The following is a 16204-nucleotide window of genomic DNA, read 5'->3' as shown; positions in this document are numbered from 1 at the left end:
CCATTTCAATTACTTCGTAGGGTCTTCTTTAAGCTTGATAATGATTACTCCATTTTTTCCTTTGTCACCAAAAAGGTCTATAGCAGATTTGTCTTTAAGGACCTCAATACTTTGGATGTTGTCAGGATTAATAGTAGAAATTTCCTTTAGCTGTTTCATCCCGTCTTTTGTGTCGATGTAATATAATGGAGGAGCTGAATTGCTGCTCGTTCCAGCTACTTTCAAGGCTACCTTTGGGCTAGAGGAGGAGCTAGAAGTTGTAGCACCGTAAAGCGGTTTGCCAATTTTGAAAGTTTGAGTAGGCCCTAAGTCACTCGCAGGACTAAATGAGCTAGTTCCGTATCCTGTCACACTCACTCCATTGAGAGTGTGTACTCTCGGTGACTGTAAGATTCCCTGCTGCTCTGGACTTAGCTCATTTTTGATGGAGACCATCGTGCTGAGCTGCTGCTTCTTAAGCGAGTTCTCCAACGCTAAGACCTTGTCCATTTGTTTTTGAACTGCGACTTCATCGATTTTAGAGGCATCCAGAAGAGCTTTAAGTTTAGCGGTTTCATCGTCTAGATCCCATTTCATTGCGCTGAATTTCCCAGCATTTTCACTGTGGATTTTTTTGATTTGTGCTGCTTGAGACTCTGTTAGATTGAGTTCTTTTCGCATTTCCATCACTCTGTCAGCAGAGTAGAGATGTCTTTGAAATAAATCCTGATCGGAAGATTTCAGATTTTGCACATATACTTGGGATTTTTGCCCGAAAGCCAGTCCAGACAAGAAAATAAGATATACGATTAGTATTTTTTTCATGTTGATTTTTTTTAATAGTCAGTCAATAAGGAAGCAGTGGGCGATTCCCAGGTGTCTAGGAATGTTGTTTCTTCAATAGTGAAATGTTGATTTTGATTTTCATCCTCCTGAAGGGTAATGATCACGACTTCAGGCGCGGTACTTTCAATAGGTGTAGGGTCTTGGAAGACTAGAAAAGCAAGGCCAATAGAGGCAGCTATTCCAGTCGGTATCCAAAGACCGAATTTTTGCGCTTTAACTTCAGGAAAATCCGGGATTTTCAGCTGCTCGTCTTTCTTCTTCATCTGAGAAAAAAACCGTTCTAATTGTTCGTTATTTTCCATATTCTTCCTGGATTTGAACTTTCATAATTAATTCCTTGAGTTTCTTTTTTCCGCGATCGTAATGCGTTCTCGCAGTTCCTAGTCGGATTTGAAGGATTTCGGCACTTTGCGCAATGGTCATTTGATGATAAAATACCATCAAAATCACCTCGCGCTGCATGGCTGGCAAGTGCTTGATTATTCCTTCATAATCAGTCGCATCAATTTCCTCTATGACGTCCATTGGGTCGTAAGCGTCAGTAAGAGAAACGACTTTTCCAGCCTTCCGTATCTCGTCAATCGCCGTATATCTGATGATAGAAAAAAGCCAAGTTTTGGCCTTGGATGCATCCTTTAGCTTTGCCTGTCCTTCCAAAATCTTCAAATATGCCTGCTGAAGCACATCTTTCGCCATCTCATCCTGAAACGAGCAACATTGCCTTGCCCAAAGGTATGCATCCCTGTGATGGGCTTTCAAGATATGATCAAGCTGGGTGTGATTCATTTACATACGTTAGTCGGGGTATGCGTCCAATATATGACAAGAGAGTTGAAAAAGTTATCTAGTGGGAAGGTTGTGAAGTCGATAACCTCCCTATTTCATAACACTCGAATTTTTCGAATCTTTAATCCTAAACAAATATGCCAACGTGAACTCTAAGTTGGTGGAATTCATGTCAAAAATTCTGTCCTGACCTTCTGGATTAGTGAAATCATAGGCAAATCGTACTTCACCCGCCAATGTGCTTTTTCCAAATAGTTTGGAAATTCCAGCCCCGCCTGTCAGACCATACATGATTTTTCGAGGCTTGTCCTCAGCACCTCCATAGGTAGGGATTTCTGCTGGAGTAGCGTTTGCATATTCTCTAATTACGACTTTTGCTTGCAGCATGTAGCCTACATGTGGCCCCAATTTGATCTGAAATCTTCCAGATCTACCGATGTAAAAGCTGGAAAGTACTGGGATTTTTAAGTAATCAAATTGAGTTTCGTTGGTGTTTACTGGGTCTGATTCCTCTTCAGTTTGTACAAATCCAATCTGGAGAAATTGTAAATTGACTTCTATTCCGGCATTTTTAGAATTGAAATGTTCAAAGACTAGCGCAAAAGTAGGAGCGCCTATGCCATCCACAGATATTCCTCGGCTACTGGGATCAGGGCGGTACGTATAGGAGGAAGTAGAATAGCCACCCCGGATTCCGATGCTCGTCTGAGAAAAAGCAGCGAATGAAACTAATATAAGGATGCTGGTGAGCAGAACTTTGTTCATGTCCAAAAGTAGTTATTTATAGATTTTGTCAGGCGTTATTTGTTGATTTCTACCAGATGAAGTATTGCCGTGCTTAGGCGGTTGAAGTTATCAGACAAAACCTTTCAATGCATGGTGTAAGTCACGCTTGGTCATTAAGCCTCCTTTTCTCCACAGGATTTTGCCTTTTTTGAAAAGAATGTAGTTTGGTATGGAGCGTACTGCAAATTGCTGTGCCAGCTGTGGGCTTTTGTCAATGTTGATTTTCAAAAGTTTGATTTTACCATCTAAGTCAGCGAGTACTTCATCAATGATGGGATTCATTGTCTGACATGGGCCACACCAGTCTGCATAGAAATCTACCAATACGGCATCCTGACTTTTACTAATTATGTCTTTGGGGTTACGTTTTGGCATGGTATAATTTAGTGATCAGAACTCAGCCAAACTAGTAATAGTACGGACAAGTTGCTCAGCAATGACCATATATTGCGTCCAATAGATGAGGTATGGTGGACGCTATTTTCTTTGGTACGGTATTGATATTTCATAAAAAAGCCGCTAAATCGATCTCGAAATAGCGGCTTCTTGAATAGTAGTTGTTAATTAGTTCGCAGCTGGAGCTGCTGGCATTTGAAGGCCCAATTTTGCTAGTACTAGTTCAGTGAATTTATCTTCTTCTTTAGTATAAAGGAGGATTGGAGCTTGTCCTGCTGACTCAGCAAAGATATGCGTGTAGTTATTTTCAGCCGCAACTGCATTGATTGCATTGATCACTTTGGTCTGCACAGGAGAAAGAAGTTCACCTAATTTTCTCTGGTAGCTGATCTGTGAGTCAGATTCCATCTTCTGCAAAGTGCCTTGAAGGTCTGTCAGTTCTTTTTCTTTCGCAGCTCTTGCTTCTTCAGTCATAGTCTGAGCAGCTTGTTGATAGGTCTGTACTTGACGCTGAAAATCTTCAGCTTTCAATTGCATGGTAGTTTGAAGCTGAGTTTCATAATCTTTAACATCAGCGGCTATTTGCTCCATCTCTGGCATCAAATCCATGATAAATTCTACATTGGTATAACCAATCTTCACATCTTGAGCCTGTGCTACAAATCCTACGCAAAGCAAGGCTACTGCGGAAAGGATAACTTTTACTTTCATATGTATTTATTTTGTTTTAAAGGTCCTATGGAATCTCGTATTCATTAGAATTGTTGGGTTTGGATTCTAATGCTTATTCGATTTCATCAATTCTGTATTCTATTTATTTTTTGTCTTCTATTCCTAATTCTTCCAGTACGAATTCCGAATAATCATGTCTAGGATCTGTATAGATTATTGCTGAGGGTTCGGCTGCCTTATCAAACAAAATCCCTAGGTTGTTTCTTCTGGTCATTCGCTCAATAGCATCGTAGATTTTGGACTGAAGAGGCTGCATGAGTTCCGCTTGTTTTTGGAAATACTGCCCGTCTATTCCAAAGATCCTGCTATTGAATTCCTGAGATTCTTTTTTTTTAAAATTTATTTGTTCCAGCCGTTGCTGGTACATTTCTTCAGTTAAGAGTACTTCCTCTGCTTTCAGCTGAACTGAGAGTTCTTTGATCTCTTTATCCAAATTTTGTGCCTCTTTCTTCCATTCGCTACTGATGTTTTCCAGCTCTTGTTGGATTATTTTATAGTCCGGATGTTTATTAAGGATGTACTCCGAATCTATATATCCAATCTTTTGTGCCGCCAAAGGTAGCGTATGCAGCATTAGGAGCAACAAAAGTACAATTTTAGATGATTTATTCATGATTTTGGGATGTTAACAACGACTAGGATTTTCAATATTCTTAGAAAGTCAATTTTTGCATAAATTAACTAATCCTCCGACAAATCCATTCTTAGCGTATCTGCTGTCCAATTGTAAAATGGAACTGTGAACCACTGCGCTGAATTTCTCCTGGAACTCGATCGAACCCGTATCCCCAATCAATACCTAACAGTCCAAATGCTGGCATAAAGATTCTTGCGCCCATCCCCGCTGATTTTTTCAAATCATATGGATTGAAGTCTTGGTAGGAGCCCCAGTTGTTACCTGCCTCTGCAAAGCCAAGTACGAAGATAGTGGCTGATGGATTTGGTGAGATTAGATATCTGACTTCCATCACATATTTATTATAGACTACACCACCATAGGGTTCTGGATTGGCTGTACCTCTGGTCAGTTTACCTGGCGTGATGGATTGGTTTTCGTATCCACGCAGACCGATGATTTCTTGACCTAATGCAAAGTTGTTCATTGTCATACCATCTCCACCCATTACGAATCTTTCTAGCGGAATAATTCCAATCTTATCGCTATAACCACCCAAGAAACCCATGTGCGCTCTTGCACTAGCTACTAACTTGTTCGAACCAAAAAGAGGAGTGTATATAGATGCGTCAAACATCCACTTATTATACTCTAACCATTTGTATTTTTCCTGGTCATTTGACTCCTCGTTGATATTTTTATTCAAAGAAGCATAAGGAGGAGTGAATGCAGCAGATAAAATAATATTTGATCCAAATCTTGGGAAGGTAGGATTGTCAAGGTTATACCTAGCAATCGTCGTGTTCCAAGTCAAACTGTTGGATGTTCCTGTAGGGTAGCTTAAGCCAAATGAAGTACCGAACTGATCAAACTCATAGATTTGAAATTGTAAGGAATTACTAATACTAAAGTTGTCATCTGGCCATGTTACACGCTTTGCCAATCCCATTGTGACCCCTGTGATCTTGAAGAAGCCTAGTTCATCTCCAAAGCTAGCTTGATTGAAGAAATCTACCTGACGCTGTACGGAATGATTGAATGAAAAGCTTAAGGCATTTGGTTTTTTGCCACCAAACCAAGGTTCAGTTAATGACACTGAGTAATTCTGGAAGGAACGACCATTAGCCTGTACTCTCAAAGAAAGCTTTTGTCCATCTCCTACTGGAAGAGGATCCCACTTCGAGAAGTCTTTAATATTCTTGATAGAGAAGTTGTTAAATGATAATCCTACCGTGCCGACGAAGCCGTAGAATCCACCCCAGCCACCGGATAACTCGATTTGGTCATTTGGTCTTTCTTCCAGTTTGAAAGTGATATCTACAGTGGCAGCTTCAAAATTCGGTCTCAAATCAGGCTCTATTTTCTCTGGGTCAAAATAGCCTAGTGTTGAGAGTTCTCGAATGGTACGAACTAGAAGCTCTCTGTTGAACTTTTGACCAGGGAGAATACGGATTTCGCGCATCACGACGTGGTCGGAAGTTCTTTCGTTTCCACTGATGTTGACAGAATTTACTGTTACCTGCGGGCCTTCAAAGATTCTCATTTCTAAGTCAATAGAATCTCCAGCTACATTCACTTCTACTGGATCAATGGAGAAGAAAAGATAGCCATCGTTTTGATAGAGAGAGCTTACATCATCTCCTTTGGCAGGGTCGTAATTTAGTCGCTTGTCGAGTTTTTCCTTATCGTAAACATCACCTTTTTGAATGCCTAGTTTTGATAATAGGATTTGGTCAGGGTGAATGAAGTTGCCGTTGAACGTGATATTCCTATAGTAATACTTCTGGCCTTCCTCTAGTGCTATGTCAATGTTGATATCATCTTCACCAAAATTATAGATAGAATCTGCTACAATCTTCGCGTCTCGATAGCCTTTACTTTGGTAGAAGTTAATCACATTGTCTTTGTCGTTCCTGTATTCTTTAGGGATGTACTTGGAGCCACTGAAGAAATTGAGCTTGAAGTTTTTATTGATGTAATCTTTGACGTCTTGATTGGAAACAGAGTCAGTGTAGAGAATTGTATTTTTAATATCTTCGGCTGAAGCTTCTGTCAATCTGGAATAGCCATCTTTGAAGACACTAACTCGTGCATGCTCTTTGGTCTTCTTTAATTTCTTCTTAAGCTTAGAGTCATCTATTTCTTCGTTTCCATAGAATTCTATCGCATTGATTCTGACTTTGGAGTTTTGCTGTACATCAAAAATCAATTTAACTGAATTAGGTAGGGTGGTGTCACGCTCTTGTTTGATTTTGACATCAGCGTGCATGAATCCTTTGTCTAGGTAATATTTTTCAATTGTCCTTTTGGCGTTATTCAGAACGTCGTCTCTGACCACCCTGCCTCTGATATTTACTTTATCCTTGAGTTCAGTTTGCTGAGTTTTGTTCATTCCGGTAAACTCCACTCGAGAGAATCTAGGTCTCTCCGTCAGGTCCAATAGTAAGGAGATATCATTCCCTTCTATTTTGGTAACCAATATCTTCACATCTCCGATGATACCCTGTCCCCACAGTTTCTTAAGTGCATTGGAGATGGCGTCGCCAGGTACTTCGATGGTGTCATCTACTTTCAAACCAGATAAGGAAAGAATAGCGACTTCGTCTAGGGTGGTGAGGCCCACGGCTTTTATTTCAGCGATTCTATAGGATTGGGGCTTCGCGTAATTCAGCTCCAAAATATCGATTGGCTTGCTTGAGGCATAGCGACTTTGGCCCAAACGTATTTGCGCCATTGCTGAACTTGCCCAAACTAGACAAAACAGAATCAGTAAAGTTCTTTTCATTAATTACTTAAGATTTAACTTGATCACCTGTTTTACCAAATCTCCTCTCCCGTGATTGGAAGTCAGAGACTGCAGCAAAGAGGTGTTCTCTTCTAAAATCTGGCCACAATACTGGAGTGAAGTACAGCTCAGTATAAGCCAATTGCCAAAGGAGAAAGTTGCTAATCCGGTATTCACCACTAGTCCTGATCATTAATTCCGGATCAGGATAACTGGCAGTTTCCAGATGTTCAGCCATTACTTTTTCGGTAATGTCCTCCACTTTTAATTTACCTTCGGAGACTTTTTGAGCAATGTTTTTGGTGGCATGAGTGAGCTCCCAATGACCGCTATAGCTTAGTGCTAGGATCACTTTGAGTCCGGTATTTTTTGAGGTGATTTCTTTTACTCGATTCAGCGTTTTGTAAGCTGAAGGAGGAAGACTTTCTACATCACCAATACTTTCCAATTTGAAATTACCATTCATCAGCATTGGCACCTCGTCGGACATGGTCTTCACGAGCAGCTCCATTAAACCATCTACCTCTGCTTTTGGTCTTGACCAATTTTCTGTTGAAAACGAGAACAGAGTCAAGTATTTGACACCGAGACTATCCGCGCCTTCTATGGCTTCTCTTACTGCCTTAGTGGCATTTTTGTGTCCAAATATGCGCATAGCGCCTTTTTTCGTAGCCCAGCGACCATTGCCGTCCATGATTATTGCGATGTGCTTGGGATTGTTGCTAGTATCTGATGCTTCCTTCATTTCAGCCACTTCTTGGCCCTTACTTTTTTGGAGGTACAAAAATGCCATTTCTTTTCCAAATATTCGCCCGAGGGCTTGATTAATTAATATGCGTAGCATTTGGTAGTCATGATGGTATAGCTGATCGTAACTCCAAGGAAATAGTACCAATCCTTATCATAGGCATTGCCGAAATTAATTCCATAAGGCTGATCGGGATTAGCAGGATCCTGAAACCTAGGTATTGTAGGTTCTGTGCTATCTATTTTGTCTAAATAGTCAGTGAAGGTAGGTCTAAAACCTAATTCTGCAGCTAACGTCCAGCGATCATCTAACTGATACTTGATGCCTCCGCCAAATGGAATAACCAACGTGCTTAAATCGTATCTAGAGGACACATTATAAGCGAAAGTATTTCCCTTAGCGAAAACGAGCGTATAGCCAATCCCAAAGAAAGCATATGGGGAAAATCGGAATTCAGAATTGGTAGTAAGGTAATCTAAGAAGTTAAACTCCATGATAGCAGAAGCTTCTACTATTCCAGCCCTGAACCTAGCATCGCGTACTTTAGCTAGCTGGTCAATAGGCTTGATGCTGTCTGTACCACTAAGCCCACCACCTGAAATGCCGACACGTAGTGCCCATACATTATCAAAATTTCTCCTGCCAAATAACGTGACTTGGGGTCCAATCTGGCCCGGATCAATTTTTCGGATGATATCACCTGAATAGGCAGCGACGCCTAAGCCTCCACCTATGTCGTATTTTTGTGCTTTCAGTTCGGAGGAAATTCCAGGAAAAAGCAGCGCGAATACAAGTAAGTAATTGAAAATCTGAAAATTGACCTTTTTCAAGACGATGCAAGATATGAAGTACCTAACGTTTAAAAAACGCATCTCAGTATTTAGCGGGTTAATAATTGTTAAGCTCAAATTGGCGAAGTCTAATAGACTTTGATTCAGTTTCTCATATCAAATCCCCAATTCAGCTTCTGCCTTAGTGTATCAAAGAAATGATAATGTGGCAACTTTACCAATTTTGCTGAAAAGTTCTCCTTCTTCACACTGAGCTTCACTTCCGAGGAAATTGACGTAGATCGTGAATCCAAAGATATTAAGAATTTCTCTGCCCTGCCCTCTATTTCAAAACTGATCTCACTTTCATCCGAAACTATGATCGGCCTCACGTTCAAATTATGCGGGCTTACTGGCGTAATTACCAGATTCTTGGCTTCGGGAGATATGAGAGGACCACCACAACTTAGCGAATAGCCCGTGGAACCTGTGGGGGTAGATACAATAAGTCCATCTGCCCAGTAGCTATTCAGGTATTTCCCATCTATATAAGTATGTACCGTGATCATGGAAGAAGTGTCACGCTTGTGGATCGTGAATTCGTTCAATCCGAAGTTTAGCCCATTGAATAACTTACGATGACTCTGCAGTGAGATCAACGACCTAGACTCAATCTGGAAGTTTGAATTAGCTAAGTCGGTGATGGCATCAGCTATTTTTTCTGTTGCTACGGTAGCCAAGAAGCCAAGCCGCCCTGTATTAAGCCCCAAAATTGGAATCTCAAGGTCACCCACTTGACAAACTGCATCCAGCAAAGTACCGTCTCCTCCTATGGAAATCACAAAATCCATTGCCGCCATGTCCTCCCTGCTTTCCAGTACCCAATAACTCAGGCCTTTATTTCCATGCATGCGCAATTGCCGATCAAATTGCTCTGTAGCAAATAGTTCGAAGTGATGCTTGGTGAGTTCAGTGAAAAGTGACTTTACGTCTGAAAACAGTTCTGCTTTCAGCGCTAAGCCATGAAGGGCGACTTTCATGTCCTAAATATCTAAAAATCTAAGTAAGTTACCGATTCTGTCTTCCTCGCCGCTTACTCCCGATTCTTCCTGATAGTGATCGATTATTTTATAGCCAAACCGTTCAAGCGTTGCTTTGATATGTCGCAACTCGGTTTGATCAAGCTTCAGGGTAAGTTTGATCTTGCTGTCATCCAGTGGATCAGTGGTGATAAAAGAACTCAGGATCTTGGAGTTTTCTGATTCGATAATTCGAGAAATCTCAGAAAGGCTATAATCAGTCATGCTCATAGACAAAATCACCACACTTCCCTGAGACTGGATCGAAAGGCTGTCTGCAAATGCCGCTATGGAATCCTCCATTGTAACTATCCCAAGGTAGTTTGCGTCTCGATCCAAGACAGCTACGATGTTAGAATTTTGCTCTGAACTTACACGTAGCACATCGTAAATATGCTTGTCTGAAAATACCCAGCAATGCGGATTGGAAGGTTCAATATCGGCTATAAGTGTATCAGGATTGTTAATTTCAAAGATGTTTTCCTCTTTAATCAAACCTAAAAAATGACCCTTATCAATCAAAGGAAGTACGTCAGTTCTGATTTCTTCCATCCATGCCAGTGCCTTTCCTGTTTTGTCAGAAAGTTTTAAAGGAGGGATCAGATTGTTGATGTATTCGTAGGCGTGCATAAAAGAAAGATAGGGAATGAATTTAGATTTTAAAACGTGACTAAGTCTGTTCTTGTTCCTTTCGAGCGAAATTAAACGGCTTTTCTTCCTTTTTACAAGAGTAGATTGTTGTAAAGTATCCCTAAAATGACGCCCCCGGCTATGATTAATGGGGACGATATTTTAGTAAATTGAAGTAGAATATAGGTAGCCAGAATAAACACGATATTCAGGCCATTTGCTTCCATCGGTTCAAAGAGTAAGTAGGCAGCAGCGATTAGCATCCCGCAGGAAACCGCATTAATGCCTTCTAACGCAGCTCGGACAGGACGGTATTTCTTAAGTTGATCCCAAAATCTGATCACAAAGAAGATTAGAAATATACCTGGCAAGAATATTCCTGCCGCAGCGATAAAGCCACCCATGAAAAAACCTGCGGTCCCAAATTCTCTCATGGAAAGTGCTCCCACATAGGATGAAATACTGAAGGTGGGTCCGGGGATTCCCTGCGAAATAGCATATCCTGTGAGAAACTCTTCCGAACTTAGAAAATGCTTGAAATCCACAAACTCAGTATATAAATAAGGAACAAGCACTTGCCCACCCCCAAAAATCAAACTTCCGTTTCGGTAGAAGTTCTCAAATAGAATAATAGGTTGGTACTTGGTGATAGCTCCTAGCGCGGCTGCACCTATCAACACTCCAGCCCAAAGGTAGAAATTTGACCATTCGACTTTTAAGGGAGCATCTTTCTCCAGCTTAGGTTGCTGCTTGTATTTGATCGAGGTGCTAAGTCCTCCAATAATCAAGAGAACAGGGAAGATATATGGTGAGCTATAGAAAAATGATATAAAAGCTGAAATCAATACCAGAACCATCGCCTCGGTAGTTTTGATGGTTTTGCCTATGATCTTCTGCGCGGCAAAAATGATAAAGCCAATCGCCATAGGTTGGATAAAACGAGCAAAATCCAGAGCTCCAGGAGTATTTTCCTGAAGAAAATAGATGAGCATCGCTGCAAAAATCATCAGAAGCGTGGCAGGCAAGATCCATACAAGTAGTGCTAAGTAAGCCAGGTTTGGCCCGCCAACTCTGAAGGCAATTGCACAGATCAGTTGAGTAGAGGATGGGCCTGGCAGCATATTGCAAAGTGCATTGAGTTCCCAGAGCTCATCCTCTTGTATATAGGCTCTTCTTTTCACTATTCGCTCCAGTAGCATCGCAAGAAATGCCTGCGGGCCACCGAAAGCGGTGAGTGAAAGGGTGATGGTATCTTTCAAAAATAGGTAGTATCGGACTTGCTTTACCGACATTACTATTTTCTCAGACCAAGTTCACGTAGTCGCTCTTCTAGGAATTCTCCTGCAGTAGCATCTTCGAATTGCTTGGGATGGGTGGCGTCCAGGCAGCTTTCAAGACAGGTAAGATCCATCTCGGAACGAGGATGCATAAAGAAAGGGATAGAATAGCGACTTGTATTCATATTTTCCCGGGGAGGATTGACTACACGATGTATAGTGGATTTCAATTTTTTGTTGGTCAATCGCTCGAGCATATCTCCCACGTTGACTACGAGCTGATCTGGAAGGGCCGTAATAGGTATCCATTTCCCATCTTTTCTCTTCACCTGAAGGCCATCTGCACTCGCACCCATGAGGAGTGTGATGAGGTTAATGTCTCCATGTTCAGCCGCCCTGACTGCATCAGCAGGCACTTCATCTGGATTTTCAATAGGGAAATAATGGATTTGTCTTAGGATGGAATTACCATGAACGACCTTGTCTTCGAAGAAATTTTCCTCCAAATCCAAAGAAAGCGCAATGGCTCGAAGCATGGATTTTCCAGCACTTTCTAGGGTTCTAAACGCTTCATTAGCATCATTTTGGAATTCTGGAAGCTCTGATGGCCAGATGTTAGGCGGGTATTCTGACTTAATCGGATCTGTATCAGGAATTCGGCTGAGCTCTTGCCCAACATGGTAAAACTCCTTTAAATCACCAGTATTTCTGCCTTTGGCATGTTCTTTTCCCTTACCCGTATAGCCTCGCTGGAACCCTATTTCTGGTTTCTCATAGTTTGCTTTGACGGCATCAGGAAGGTTGAAGAAGTCTTTAATAGATCCGTAAAGTCTATCTTGAAGGTTTTGGGACAACCCATGGTTTTTAATAGCCACGAAGCCGATGTTTTGATAGGCTTCACCTAGCTTCTGAACAAACGCTGCCTTTTGAGTAGGATTTCCTGCCGTAAAATCGGCTAAATCTAAACTCGGGATCTCATCAAATAGAATTTCCATATCTGGATGTATTATAGTTCAAGGTCTAATTTATCTTTAAAATTAAATATCTTTAATCTCAATTTACACGCTGCATGAATAAAATACTGACATTACTCTCTTTGATTTGCCTTTTCTCGGCTTGCTCTACCGAAAAACAACGCGTGAATGAGGAAACAATGGTGACCCCACCAAGTCTGACTACGCAAGAACCCGAGGGTCCTCAGGTGAAATTTTTTCAAAATGAAGAGCAGGCATCTTACCCTGATGCCATTTTGGAGCTATATACGCCACTGGGAAATCAGATATTCAAGCCAGGAAAAGTGCCATTTGAGTTCAATGTGAAGAATTTTCCATTTGACCTGAATGAAAGTAAAGAGTTCAAGTTATTTAATATTTTGAACGGGGATGATCCGGTAGGTTTTTATTCTCCGATTTTTCAAAGAGACCTTGCACAGGGAAGCTATAGAGTGGTTGCTTATTTGGTCGATGAGGAAGGATTGGCGTTGAAAAATTTCGGCAATTATGTCGATAGGGATTTTCAAGTAGGTGAGTCTAGACCTTTTCCTTACTCAGCAGAGCCTTATTTAGCATTGAATTTTCCCCGATCTGATCAAGAATATAAGGCAGGTAGCGAAGTGATTGTTGATTTTTTGGTAGTTGGGGGCGATATGAAATTGGATGGATTGAAGGTTTCCATCTCGCTAAATGACCTACGGTATGAAATAGATCACATGGCTCCAGTTCGAATAGAGAATCTTCCTGTCGGTGCATATCAAGTGAAGGTACAATTGCTTCGCTCGGATGGGAAAGAGTTGGATGGACCATTTTCAAGCGTGAGTAAAGACATCATTGTTCGCTAACATGCTTATCTTTGAGGCTTCAATTTCAAAGATTTTAAGATGCTTTTAGTTAATCAAATTCGAGAAAACTATGCCGGTGTATTGGCCGGACTTCAAAAAAGAAATTTCCCAAACGCCGAAGCTGTACTGAATCAGGCAGTTGAGCTGGACGAGTTGAGAAAGTCAACCCAGTCGGAGCGTGATCAGATTCAAAGTGAGTCGAATGCACTATCGAAAGAGATTGGATTGCTCATGCGAGAGGGAAAAGCTGAAGAAGCAGTCAAAATCAAAGAAAAAACTGCCGAACTTAAAATTCAGATTAAGGATCTGGAAGATCAAAATTCCAAAGCTGCGGCGGATTTGATTGCCTTGCTATATTCTATTCCTAATGTTCCCCACACTTCCGTTCCTGCCGGAAAAACAGCTGAAGACAACGAAGTGGTGCTGGAAAATGGTGTGATTCCTACTCTGCATGCCGACAAACTTCCACACTGGGAGCTGATCAAGAAATATGACATTATAGATTTTGAGCTAGGTAATAAAATCACGGGGGCAGGTTTTCCTGTCTATAAAGGAAAAGGTGCCAGACTACAGCGTGCGTTGATTAATTTCTTCTTGGACGAGGCTTTAGAGCAAGGTTACTACGAGATTCAGCCGCCTATATTGGTGAATGAAGACTCAGGCTACGGCACAGGTCAACTTCCAGATAAGGAAGGGCAGATGTATTTTGCTGAAGCTGATAATTTATATTTGATTCCTACTGGCGAGGTTCCCATTACGAATATTTACCGTGATGTGATTCTTTCAGAGAGTGATCTTCCGATTAAAAATGTAGGCCATTCTCCTTGTTTCCGTAGAGAAGCCGGAAGCTGGGGCGCCCATGTGAGAGGTTTGAATAGACTTCATCAGTTTGACAAAGTGGAAATCGTGCAGATCACCCATCCAGACAAATCCTATGAGACGTTGGAAAACATGAGTAGCTATGTGCAGGGACTTCTGCAAAAGCTGGAACTTCCTTATCGCGTCTTGAGACTATGTGGAGGAGATATGGGATTCACTTCTTCCCTGACGTACGATATGGAGGTATTTTCTGCTGCGCAGGAAAGATGGCTGGAGGTAAGTTCCGTATCCAACTTCGAAACGTATCAGACCAATCGTCTGAAACTTCGTTTCAAAGGAGCAGATAAAAAAACACATTTGGCACACTCTTTAAATGGCTCTGCTTTGGCTTTGCCTAGAATTGTTGCTTCCATTTTGGAAAACAACCAATCCCCAGAGGGAATTCTGATGCCTAAAGTGCTTCATCCATACTTGGGATTTGACAGGATCTCGTAAGCAATAAATGGGTTGTCCGATTTTTAAGAACTGGACTACTGTAACTAGAAAAGCGTGAGGTTAATCTCTTCACGCTTTTTTCGTGTCATGTCCAGATTCTTTGGTCTCAACTCAAGCTTGTTTTCCTGATTACCAAAGATCCTGACTCACTATCGTCTTTTCTATCCTACATTCTCATCAAAAAGCCTTTCCAGTGTCTGTTCCAAATCATCCGCATGGCCTGCATGTGGCCTAGATGTTTGGATGATAGAACTTCTCACCGCGGTGAGCCATCGAAATCGTGAGGCCAGATCCATCGTGGCGATATTGCCTCCATTGCTTGCTCCAGCACATATTTTTTCAAAAGAAGCTAGATTCAATTGAATCATTTCTACATCAGCTGCTGGATCTAATGCAAGGAGTTTGGCGGTGTCTAAATTTATTTTGCAGCCTAGAAAATCTCTCTTCCAATGGCATATCACCACACCAACATTGATGAATTCCTCTCGCTCCACTCGCGGCACTACGCGAATGATCGCATATTCATATAAGTGCTGTTCTTGCATCGTTAGCTTCTTTAATGAACTGATCTGAATAGGAGAGGCGAGAAGTAAGGAAGTCATTGTAAACCTGTCTTATTTCATTGGTGTCTTCGGAGTCTCCGCTGGCCAGCAGCCACTCTTCGGGGATAGTGTTTACTATTGCTTTGATTATTTCTGGGGTCAAAATTGCTTTGAATTCTTCATTGACGACAGCTAATTCTGAAGCTTCGAGAAGCAATACATGATTCTTGATGATGGGAAATGGTCCTTCTGCATTTTTCTTCCAGTTGACCCAAGCATGCTGAAAAAGGAAGGAAGCACCGTGGTCAATCAGCCAAAGTTCACGATTCCAAATGAGCATATTTGTATTTCTAAATGTTCGATCCACATTGGTGATGTATAGGTCGAGCCAGACTATTTTGGAGGCGAGGAGAGGATCCGTGCTCATGGCTACCGGGTCATAGTTTATCGCTCCAGAAAGAAAATGAAGGGCTAGGTTCAATCCTTGGCTTCCTTTGAGGAGATCTTGGATTTCTTCATCTCCCTCAGATCTTCCAAAAGCTGGATCTAACTGAGCAAAAACAAGTTCTGGGACCTTTAAACCCAGTGTTCTGGCTATCTCTCCTCCGAGCAATTCTGCGATGAGTGCCTTTTCACGCTGTCCCGCACCACGGAATTTCAAAACATATTTGAAGCCGTCATCTGCATCAGCCAGTGCAGGTAAGGAGCCTCCTTCGCGCAGCGGTAAGATGTATCGAGTCACGTTGACCGTACGCATTTGGATTTTTTCGCTCATAAGTATCAGTTATCAGTTTGGAGAGGCCTGATTTCAAAGGTAAGAAATCTGCCTAGATCAATTCTGCTGTTATACTAGCCGGCCCCAGAGTTTTCTTCCTTGCCACCATCTATCATAAGCTCTATTGGTGCGGAAAACTAGTAGAAGTGATATCACAAAACTTAGTAAACTGTGCATGATGGGTATATTCTGCACCCAACTGTTTGCGCCTATTTTCAGATAGTCTATTTCCAGCCAAGCGATGGCTGAAGAGTATCCAAATATCAGGAGCATAAATAGTCCAAGCTAAACTAGTATCTCCGATTT

19 protein-coding genes are annotated in these 16204 nt (G+C 41.6%); 2 read left to right on the top strand and 17 right to left on the bottom strand.

Annotated elements, in window-relative coordinates; translation table 11 throughout:
* Window positions 1–9: 9 nt before the first annotated feature.
* The 14 genes from ABJH64_RS05080 to ABJH64_RS05015 all read right to left on the bottom strand — a co-directional run bounded on the left by ABJH64_RS05080 (window position 10) and on the right by ABJH64_RS05015 (window position 12425).
* The gene (locus ABJH64_RS05080) at window positions 10–804 is read right to left on the bottom strand and encodes a periplasmic heavy metal sensor (RefSeq protein WP_348275770.1); all 795 of its coding nucleotides are present in this window, start codon (window positions 802–804) and stop codon (window positions 10–12) included.
* Window positions 805–815: 11 nt separating this feature from the next.
* Entirely contained in the window at window positions 816–1127 is a 312-nt protein-coding gene (locus ABJH64_RS05075) for a hypothetical protein (RefSeq protein ID WP_348275771.1), read from the bottom strand.
* A complete protein-coding gene (locus ABJH64_RS05070; RefSeq protein ID WP_348275772.1) occupies window positions 1117–1611 on the bottom strand; it encodes an RNA polymerase sigma factor in 495 nt (164 codons plus the stop codon). The genes ABJH64_RS05075 and ABJH64_RS05070 overlap by 11 nt, the downstream gene beginning before the upstream one ends.
* Window positions 1612–1701: 90 nt before the next feature.
* Entirely contained in the window at window positions 1702–2376 is a 675-nt protein-coding gene (locus tag ABJH64_RS05065; protein WP_348275773.1) for a porin family protein, read from the bottom strand.
* A 90-nt stretch (window positions 2377–2466) separates the two neighbouring features.
* Window positions 2467–2772, bottom strand: a complete 306-nt coding sequence (trxA, locus tag ABJH64_RS05060; protein ID WP_348275774.1) for a thioredoxin — start codon at window positions 2770–2772, stop codon at window positions 2467–2469.
* 189 nt (window positions 2773–2961) lie between these two features.
* Window positions 2962–3504: an OmpH family outer membrane protein gene (locus ABJH64_RS05055; RefSeq protein WP_348334578.1), complete on the bottom strand. Its 543-nt coding sequence runs from the start codon at window positions 3502–3504 to the stop codon at window positions 2962–2964.
* A gap of 103 nt (window positions 3505–3607) precedes the next feature.
* Complete coding sequence (locus tag ABJH64_RS05050) at window positions 3608–4138, bottom strand: OmpH family outer membrane protein (protein WP_348334581.1); 531 nt, start codon at window positions 4136–4138, stop codon at window positions 3608–3610.
* Between the two features lie 91 nt (window positions 4139–4229).
* Entirely contained in the window at window positions 4230–6926 is a 2697-nt protein-coding gene (locus ABJH64_RS05045; protein ID WP_348334583.1) for a POTRA domain-containing protein, read from the bottom strand.
* Between the two features lie 7 nt (window positions 6927–6933).
* Window positions 6934–7719, bottom strand: a complete 786-nt coding sequence (locus ABJH64_RS05040) for an isoprenyl transferase (RefSeq protein WP_348274638.1) — start codon at window positions 7717–7719, stop codon at window positions 6934–6936.
* Between the two features lie 35 nt (window positions 7720–7754).
* Window positions 7755–8504, bottom strand: coding sequence for a DUF6089 family protein (locus ABJH64_RS05035; RefSeq protein WP_348274633.1), 750 nt, complete (start codon window positions 8502–8504; stop codon window positions 7755–7757).
* A 104-nt stretch (window positions 8505–8608) separates the two neighbouring features.
* The gene (locus ABJH64_RS05030) at window positions 8609–9484 is read right to left on the bottom strand and encodes an NAD kinase (protein ID WP_348274634.1); all 876 of its coding nucleotides are present in this window, start codon (window positions 9482–9484) and stop codon (window positions 8609–8611) included.
* 3 nt (window positions 9485–9487) lie between these two features.
* The gene (locus tag ABJH64_RS05025; protein ID WP_348274635.1) at window positions 9488–10153 is read right to left on the bottom strand and encodes a cbs domain containing protein; all 666 of its coding nucleotides are present in this window, start codon (window positions 10151–10153) and stop codon (window positions 9488–9490) included.
* A 92-nt stretch (window positions 10154–10245) separates the two neighbouring features.
* Complete coding sequence (gene chrA, locus ABJH64_RS05020; protein WP_348274636.1) at window positions 10246–11445, bottom strand: chromate efflux transporter; 1200 nt, start codon at window positions 11443–11445, stop codon at window positions 10246–10248.
* Between the two features lie 2 nt (window positions 11446–11447).
* Window positions 11448–12425 (bottom strand): 2-oxoglutarate and iron-dependent oxygenase domain-containing protein, encoded by a 978-nt coding sequence (locus ABJH64_RS05015; protein WP_348299007.1) that lies wholly within the window; start codon window positions 12423–12425, stop codon window positions 11448–11450.
* Window positions 12426–12499: 74 nt separating this feature from the next.
* Here ABJH64_RS05015 and ABJH64_RS05010 point away from each other — a divergent pair, with 74 nt between their 5' ends.
* Window positions 12500–13267 carry a hypothetical protein gene (locus tag ABJH64_RS05010; protein WP_348277184.1) on the top strand — a complete coding sequence of 256 codons (768 nt, stop codon included), beginning with the start codon at window positions 12500–12502 and terminating at the stop codon, window positions 13265–13267.
* 39 nt (window positions 13268–13306) lie between these two features.
* Entirely contained in the window at window positions 13307–14581 is a 1275-nt protein-coding gene (serS, locus tag ABJH64_RS05005; protein ID WP_348277185.1) for a serine--tRNA ligase, read from the top strand.
* A 161-nt stretch (window positions 14582–14742) separates the two neighbouring features.
* On the opposite strand, the gene ABJH64_RS05000 is transcribed toward serS, so the two are convergent.
* The 3 genes from ABJH64_RS05000 to ABJH64_RS04990 form a co-directional block, all read right to left on the bottom strand.
* The gene (locus ABJH64_RS05000) at window positions 14743–15126 is read right to left on the bottom strand and encodes a DUF3037 domain-containing protein (RefSeq protein ID WP_348277186.1); all 384 of its coding nucleotides are present in this window, start codon (window positions 15124–15126) and stop codon (window positions 14743–14745) included.
* Complete coding sequence (locus ABJH64_RS04995) at window positions 15104–15898, bottom strand: HipA family kinase (RefSeq protein WP_348277187.1); 795 nt, start codon at window positions 15896–15898, stop codon at window positions 15104–15106. Before ABJH64_RS04995 ends, ABJH64_RS05000 begins: the two co-directional genes overlap by 23 nt.
* 69 nt (window positions 15899–15967) lie before the next feature.
* Complete coding sequence (locus ABJH64_RS04990; RefSeq protein WP_348277188.1) at window positions 15968–16171, bottom strand: bestrophin family ion channel; 204 nt, start codon at window positions 16169–16171, stop codon at window positions 15968–15970.
* Between the last annotated feature and the right edge of the window lie 33 nt (window positions 16172–16204).

Source organism: Algoriphagus sp., from assembly GCF_039969895.1.
Taxonomy (GTDB): domain Bacteria; phylum Bacteroidota; class Bacteroidia; order Cytophagales; family Cyclobacteriaceae; genus Algoriphagus.
The sequence above is the reverse complement of the archived record's forward strand: the minus strand, read 5'-3'. Positions and strand labels throughout refer to the sequence as shown.

Excerpts from the sequence above, each read along its gene's own strand:
- ABJH64_RS05080 (WP_348275770.1), bottom strand. The coding sequence starts at position 804 with ATGAAAAAAATACTAATCGTATATCTTATTTTCTTGTCTGGACTGGCT.
- ABJH64_RS05075 (WP_348275771.1), bottom strand. The coding sequence starts at position 1,127 with ATGGAAAATAACGAACAATTAGAACGGTTTTTTTCTCAGATGAAGAAG.
- ABJH64_RS05070 (WP_348275772.1), bottom strand. The coding sequence starts at position 1,611 with ATGAATCACACCCAGCTTGATCATATCTTGAAAGCCCATCACAGGGAT.
- ABJH64_RS05065 (WP_348275773.1), bottom strand. The coding sequence starts at position 2,376 with ATGAACAAAGTTCTGCTCACCAGCATCCTTATATTAGTTTCATTCGCT.
- trxA (WP_348275774.1), bottom strand. The coding sequence starts at position 2,772 with ATGCCAAAACGTAACCCCAAAGACATAATTAGTAAAAGTCAGGATGCC.
- ABJH64_RS05055 (WP_348334578.1), bottom strand. The coding sequence starts at position 3,504 with ATGAAAGTAAAAGTTATCCTTTCCGCAGTAGCCTTGCTTTGCGTAGGA.
- ABJH64_RS05050 (WP_348334581.1), bottom strand. The coding sequence starts at position 4,138 with ATGAATAAATCATCTAAAATTGTACTTTTGTTGCTCCTAATGCTGCAT.
- ABJH64_RS05045 (WP_348334583.1), bottom strand. The coding sequence starts at position 6,926 with ATGAAAAGAACTTTACTGATTCTGTTTTGTCTAGTTTGGGCAAGTTCA.
- ABJH64_RS05040 (WP_348274638.1), bottom strand. The coding sequence starts at position 7,719 with ATGGCATTTTTGTACCTCCAAAAAAGTAAGGGCCAAGAAGTGGCTGAA.
- ABJH64_RS05030 (WP_348274634.1), bottom strand. The coding sequence starts at position 9,484 with ATGAAAGTCGCCCTTCATGGCTTAGCGCTGAAAGCAGAACTGTTTTCA.
- ABJH64_RS05025 (WP_348274635.1), bottom strand. The coding sequence starts at position 10,153 with ATGCACGCCTACGAATACATCAACAATCTGATCCCTCCTTTAAAACTT.
- chrA (WP_348274636.1), bottom strand. The coding sequence starts at position 11,445 with ATGTCGGTAAAGCAAGTCCGATACTACCTATTTTTGAAAGATACCATC.
- ABJH64_RS05015 (WP_348299007.1), bottom strand. The coding sequence starts at position 12,425 with ATGGAAATTCTATTTGATGAGATCCCGAGTTTAGATTTAGCCGATTTT.
- ABJH64_RS05010 (WP_348277184.1), top strand. The coding sequence starts at position 12,500 with ATGAATAAAATACTGACATTACTCTCTTTGATTTGCCTTTTCTCGGCT.
- serS (WP_348277185.1), top strand. The coding sequence starts at position 13,307 with ATGCTTTTAGTTAATCAAATTCGAGAAAACTATGCCGGTGTATTGGCC.
- ABJH64_RS05000 (WP_348277186.1), bottom strand. The coding sequence starts at position 15,126 with ATGCAAGAACAGCACTTATATGAATATGCGATCATTCGCGTAGTGCCG.
- ABJH64_RS04995 (WP_348277187.1), bottom strand. The coding sequence starts at position 15,898 with ATGAGCGAAAAAATCCAAATGCGTACGGTCAACGTGACTCGATACATC.
- ABJH64_RS04990 (WP_348277188.1), bottom strand. The coding sequence starts at position 16,171 with ATGCTCCTGATATTTGGATACTCTTCAGCCATCGCTTGGCTGGAAATA.